This window comes from Candidatus Methylomirabilota bacterium (assembly GCA_035764725.1).
Taxonomy (GTDB): domain Bacteria; phylum Methylomirabilota; class Methylomirabilia; order Rokubacteriales; family CSP1-6; genus DASRWT01.
Genome location: DASTYT010000072.1, coordinates 1 through 5,291, shown reverse-complemented (window position 1 = coordinate 5,291; position 5,291 = coordinate 1). Strand labels below are relative to the sequence as shown.

6 protein-coding genes are annotated in these 5,291 nt (G+C 69.9%); 1 reads left to right on the top strand and 5 read right to left on the bottom strand.

Annotated elements, in window-relative coordinates; translation table 11 throughout:
- From VFX14_12055 to VFX14_12045, 3 genes are all read right to left on the bottom strand, one after another.
- On the bottom strand, window positions 1–462 hold a 462-nt coding region (locus tag VFX14_12055; protein ID HEU5190414.1), incomplete at its 3' end, for an ATP-binding cassette domain-containing protein.
- A gap of 1 nt (window position 463) precedes the next feature.
- The gene (locus VFX14_12050) at window positions 464–1,396 is read right to left on the bottom strand and encodes an ABC transporter permease (GenBank protein ID HEU5190413.1); all 933 of its coding nucleotides are present in this window, start codon (window positions 1,394–1,396) and stop codon (window positions 464–466) included.
- A 4-nt stretch (window positions 1,397–1,400) separates the two neighbouring features.
- On the bottom strand, window positions 1,401–2,345 hold the full coding sequence (locus VFX14_12045; protein ID HEU5190412.1) for an ABC transporter permease: 945 nt from the start codon (window positions 2,343–2,345) through the stop codon (window positions 1,401–1,403).
- A 193-nt stretch (window positions 2,346–2,538) separates the two neighbouring features.
- On the opposite strand from VFX14_12045, the gene VFX14_12040 reads away from it, so the two are divergent.
- Window positions 2,539–4,143, top strand: a complete 1,605-nt coding sequence (locus tag VFX14_12040) for an adenylate/guanylate cyclase domain-containing protein (GenBank protein HEU5190411.1) — start codon at window positions 2,539–2,541, stop codon at window positions 4,141–4,143.
- Between the two features lie 9 nt (window positions 4,144–4,152).
- Here the strand turns inward: VFX14_12040 and VFX14_12035 are convergent, their stop codons facing one another.
- Together VFX14_12035 and VFX14_12030 are read right to left on the bottom strand one after the other, a co-directional pair.
- A complete protein-coding gene (locus tag VFX14_12035) occupies window positions 4,153–5,028 on the bottom strand; it encodes a hypothetical protein (protein ID HEU5190410.1) in 876 nt (291 codons plus the stop codon).
- 8 nt (window positions 5,029–5,036) lie between these two features.
- Window positions 5,037–5,291: GMC oxidoreductase (locus VFX14_12030; GenBank protein ID HEU5190409.1), on the bottom strand; the 255-nt coding region annotated here is incomplete at its 5' end.

The window sequence follows — 5,291 nt, the reverse complement described above, 5'->3', positions numbered from 1 at the left end:
GCGCGCCCGCGTCTGCGGCGAGGGGATCCCCACCCGGCCGAGGATCTCCAGGACGCGCTTCCGGAGGGCCGAGCGCCGCTCCGGGAGGTGCACGGCCATGGCCTCCAGCATCTGCTCGCCCACGCGGAACACCGGGTTCAGCGAGGCGCCGGGGTTCTGGAAGATCATCGCGATGTCCTTGCCGCGGATGTCGGCGAGCGCACGCTCGCCCAGGGCCAGGAGGTTCTGCCCGCGGAACCACACCTCGCCCTGCACGCGGCCGGGCGGACAGCGGATCAGGCGCAGGATGGCCTCCGAGGTGAGGGACTTGCCCGCGCCCGACTCGCCCACCAATCCCACGATCTCGCCGCGGCCGATCTCGAAGCTCACGTCGTCCACCGCACGGAGCACACCGCCCTCGGTGCTGAACTCCACGGTCAGCCCCCGCACGTCCAGGACCGGTGCTACGTCCGGGGGCGCCACGCTAGCGCCGCATCCGCGGGTCGAGAGTATCCCGCAGCCCATCGCCGAGGAGGTTGAGCGCCACGATGGCGACCATGAGCGCGATGCCGGGAATGGTCGCGATGTGCGGTGCCATCACGATGAAGGTCTGGCCCTCGGCGATCATCCGGCCCCAGGCGGGTGTAGGCGGCGGCGGCCCCAGCCCCAGGAAGGACAGCCCCGACTCCGTGATGATGGCGCCCGACACGCGCAGCGCGCCCTGGACGATGATGGGGGCCAGCACGTTGGGGAGGACGTGGCGGAAGATGATGGTGAGGCTCCCCACGCCGGCGAGGCGCGCGGCCTCGATGTAGGGCTCCTCCTTCACCGCGAGCACGTCGCCGCGGGTCACGCGCGCGAAGGGCGCGATGAAGCCCACCGCCACCGCGATGATCACGTTGCGCACGCCGAAGCCCATCACCGCCATCATGGCGATGGCGAGGATGATGATGGGGAAGGCGAAGAGCCCGTCCATGATCCGCATGATCACCGCGTCCACGAGTCCGCCGTAGTAGCCGGAGACGAGCCCGAGCGTCACGCCGACGACCATGGCGAGGAGCACCGACGCGATGCCCACGATCAAGGCCACGCGGGAGCCGAAGATGATGCGGCTCAGGATGTCGCGGCCGAAGCTGTCCGTACCCGCCCAGTGGGCCAGGCTCGGCGGCGCCATCGGCGTGCCCACGCCCTGGGCGAGCGGATCGTAGGGCGAGACGAGCGGCGCGAAGATCGCCATCGCGACCAGCACGAGGAAGACGGCCAGCCCGAACACGGCCCCCCGGTTGCGCGCGAAGCGGCGCCACCAGCGGCCCAGCGCCGCGCGCGCGCCGAGGGCCGCCGGCTCGGGCGAGACGGCGGGAACACTCAGGCCATCGGGATCGAAGGGGCGACCGTCGGCGCCGAGAGGGCGAGCCACGCCGCTAGGCCACCCGGATCCGCGGGTTGAGGAACGCGTAGGCGAGGTCCACGAGGAGATTCACCACGACCACCATGAAAACGCCGAGCAGGATGGCGCCCTGTACCACCGCGTAGTCCCGGTTGAGGATGGCGGCCACCGACAGCCGTCCCATGCCGGGAATGGCGAACACCGTCTCCGTCAGCACGGCGCCGCCGAGCAGGGTCCCGAACTGCAGCCCGATCACCGTCACCACGGGGATGAGCGCGTTGGCCATCGCGTGCTTGTAGACGAGCGCCGCCTGCCGCACGCCGCGAGCGCGTGCGGCCTTGACGTAGTCCTGGTCGAGCACCTCGAGCAGGCTCGAGCGGATGATGCGCGCCACCAGGCCCGAGAAGAACGTACCCAGCGTGATCGCGGGCAGCACCAGCCGCCAGATCCCCTGCCGGAAGTCCGTCCACGGCGCCACGTACCCCATGGTCGGGAACCAGCCGAGATAGACGCTGAAGACCCAGATGAGGATGATGCCCTTCCAGAACGAGGGCATCGAGTACACGAAGATGGCGAAGCCCATGGAGCCCCAGTCCCACGGGGAGTCCTTGCGCATGGCGGCGATGATTCCCGAGGGCACCGCGATGAGGACGCCCACGATGAGGCTGGCGATGACGAGGACCAGGGTAGGGACGAAGGCGTCGAGCACGAGCCGGCTCACCCGCTCGTGATTGAGGTAGGAATCCCCCAGGTCGCCCGACAGCACGCGGCCGATCCAGTACAAGTACTGGATCACCACCGAGCGATCCAGGCCGAGCTTGGACCGCAAGTTCTCGTAGGCGTCCTGGGTAAAGTCGTCCCCGAGCATCATGAGCACGGGGTCGCCGGGGATCATCCGCATCAAGGCAAAGATGATCACCGACACCGTGAAGAGCACGGCGAGCGTCTGACCGATGCGGGACAGGACGAATCGGGCCATGTCTCTCCTTCGGCCGATCCACTTGAACCCGAACGGGGGGGCCGCGCCCGGGGTGGGAGGCGCAGGCCCGAAAAGTGGTCGGAAGTATACCCGCCCTCGGGCCACGAGGGAAGCCGGCAGCATTTTGGGCCGGAGGCCGGCCGGGCCCGCAGGGCTGGCCTCCGCCCTCCCATCGGTGCTACGCTGCCGCGCGATGACCCGCGTCCCGCTCACCACGAAGATCGGGCTCGTCATCGTCGCCGTGCTCATCATCGGCTTCGGCGCCTCGACAATCCTGACCATTCGCCAGGAATCGGCCCTGCTGGTCGAGCAGAACAAGCAGGCGGCGCGCCGCCTCACCGAGGCCATGATCGCCAGCATCGAGAGCGCGATGCTGCAGGAGCGGCCCGACGTCACGCGCATGCTGATCAGCGACCTCAAGAGCTCGTCCGCGGTGGGTGGGCTCGACATCTACCGGCGCAACGGCGTGGAGGCCTTCACCGACCTGGCCACCCTGAACGAGGTGGAGAAGAACGCGGGTCTCTCGAAGGAGGTCTTCGACTCCATCGCCAAGATGGAGCGCCCGGCCGGGCCCTCGATGGCCGGCCGCCCGCTCTTCCAGGCGGCGGTGGAGACGCTTCAGCCCCAGGAGCTGCTGGAGAAGCGCGACGGCGCCACGGTCTTCACCGTGGTCCGCCCGGTGCTGAACCAGGAGAAGTGTCAGGGCTGCCACGGCTCGGATCACAAGGTGCGGGCGGTAGTGCGCGTGGCCACGAGCATGGAGCCGGTCTTCGCCGAGGTGCGCCAGCAGCGCAACCGCCAGATGATGGTGGGCGGCCTGACCATCCTCGCCGCGGGCGCGGTCCTGTGGGTGGCGATGCGCCAGGTCGTCGTGAAGCCGGTGCGGCAGGTCGCGGGCGTGGCGCGGCGCATCGGGGCCGGGGACTTCGCGGCGCGCGTCAAGCTGGCCGGGCCGGGCGACGAGCTCCACGACCTGGGCGGGGCGCTCAACGAGATGAGCGAGACCCTGGCGCGCGCCCGCGACGACCTCGCCGCGCGCAACGCCGAGCTGGCCTCCACGCTCGAGAGCCTGCAGGCCTCGCGCCGCCAGGTCGAGCTGCTCCAGCAGCTCAAGGGGGAGCTGTCGAAGTTCGTCCCCGACGCCGTCAAGGCGCTCCTCGAGCGTGATCCCAACGCCACCGAGCTCGAGAAGCGCACGGAGGAGGTCTCCGTCCTCTTCCTCGACATCGCCGGCTACACCAAGCTCTCCGAGCAGCTCCCGCCGGAGCAGCTGAACCAGCTGGTCCAGACCTACTTCTCGTCCTTCCTCGAGATCATCCGCGCCCACCACGGCGACGTGAACGAGACGGCGGGCGACGGGCTCATGGTGATCTTCCAGCGAGCCGCCCAGGACAAGGCGGACCGCTCCAGCCAGGACCACGCGGTCAACGCGACCCGCGCCGCCTTCGCCATCCGCCAGAAGACGCTCGACCTCAACGAGCAGTACCGCGCGTCGATGCAGCCGATCGCGCTGCACATGGGGATCAACTCGGGCGAGGCGCTGGTGGGGGCGACCAAGCTCGGCGGAGCCGGGGCGCAGCGGTGGACCTTCACCGCCACCGGGCCCGTGACGAATCAGGCCGCGCGCTTTGCCGGCTTCGCGCAGGGGGGCGAGATCATCATCGGCCCCAAGACCGCCGACCGCATCCGCGGCGTCTTCGTCCTGGAAGCGCTCGGCCCCAAGAGCTTCAAGAACGTGTCCGAGGCGATTCCCGTCTTCCGGCTGATCCCGCCCGGGGTGTACGAGAAGATCGTCTAGGCGCGCGCCTCAGCGCGCGGCGCTCGGCACCCCCGCGAGCGCGTGGATGACCGCGTCGGCATACGCGCGCGCGCCCTTGTCGTTGGGATGGAAGGCCCGGTCGATCGGGCAGATGAGATCCCACGGCTTGCGGCGGCGGCATTCGCAGCGGCGGCGCTGGCCCACCGGAGTCCGGTCCGTCAGCGCCTCCCACAGGCTCCAGACGTGGGCATTGGGCGCGCCGTAGCAGTGCTCGGGCCGGAACGCGACGGGGGCGTAGAGCACCCGCGATCCCGAGCCGTGGAGATTCGCCTGATCCACCGCCCAGCGCAGCCAGGCGTCGGACGCCTCCGCCCACGTCTCCGACAGCTCCACCAGCCGCCGCCGGAGCGATCGGAACGGAAGGGCGCGGACGAACCAGGTCTGGGCAGAGACGATGGGGAAATAGCCGGTGACCACCACCTGCGCCTCGGGCAGGCGGGTGAGCAGTCCCAGCAGGAGGTTCCGCATCTTCCGCCCGCAGTGCTCGGCGGCCTGCTCGCGCACCCACTGGGGTGAGCGCCACGGGTTGACGAGATTCAGGGGCCCGAGATCGTTGATGCCGCCGTCCACCAGCACGAGGCCGATGGCCGTGGGATCATCGCCCAGCCGCGGATCGTCCAGCGCCTGATACGTGATGGACGGATACCGGTAGCGCACCTCGCCCCACACCGGGGGCGCCGCGTCCTTCACGGGGTCGGGCTCGATCACGGCGAGCGAGTGCGCGAGGACGCGCAGGCGGACGGTTTCCCCGTGCTCCTCGAGCCACCGGCGCACCAAGGTCCAGAGCTTCTGCTCGTCCTCGAGACCGGAGCCCCAGAGTACCGAGTCACCGAGCACGGCCATCTCGAGTGGACGCTCCAGCATGGCAGTCCTCACAGTCTCCCGCGCGGGTGGTCGTTCATCATCAGCTCGACGTTGCGCTCCGCGAGCGCAGCGATGGTCTTGGCTGGGTTGGTGCCGAGGGCCTCCGGCACGATGGCGCCGTCGGCCACGTAGAGCCGCGGGTAGCCGAACACCTCGCCCTTGTGGGTCACCACGCCGTTCGCCGCGCTGTCGCCCATGTTGCAGCCCCCCAGAGGATGCGGTGTGATGAGCGAGCGGAACCAGCGCCAGGCGATGGGCGGCAG

What these genes read in the sequence shown, in the direction of transcription:
- VFX14_12035 (HEU5190410.1), bottom strand. Translation starts at nt 5,028, where the DNA reads ATGCTGGAGCGTCCACTCGAGATGGCCGTGCTCGGTGACTCGGTACTC.
- VFX14_12040 (HEU5190411.1), top strand. Translation starts at nt 2,539, where the DNA reads ATGACCCGCGTCCCGCTCACCACGAAGATCGGGCTCGTCATCGTCGCC.
- VFX14_12045 (HEU5190412.1), bottom strand. Translation starts at nt 2,345, where the DNA reads ATGGCCCGATTCGTCCTGTCCCGCATCGGTCAGACGCTCGCCGTGCTC.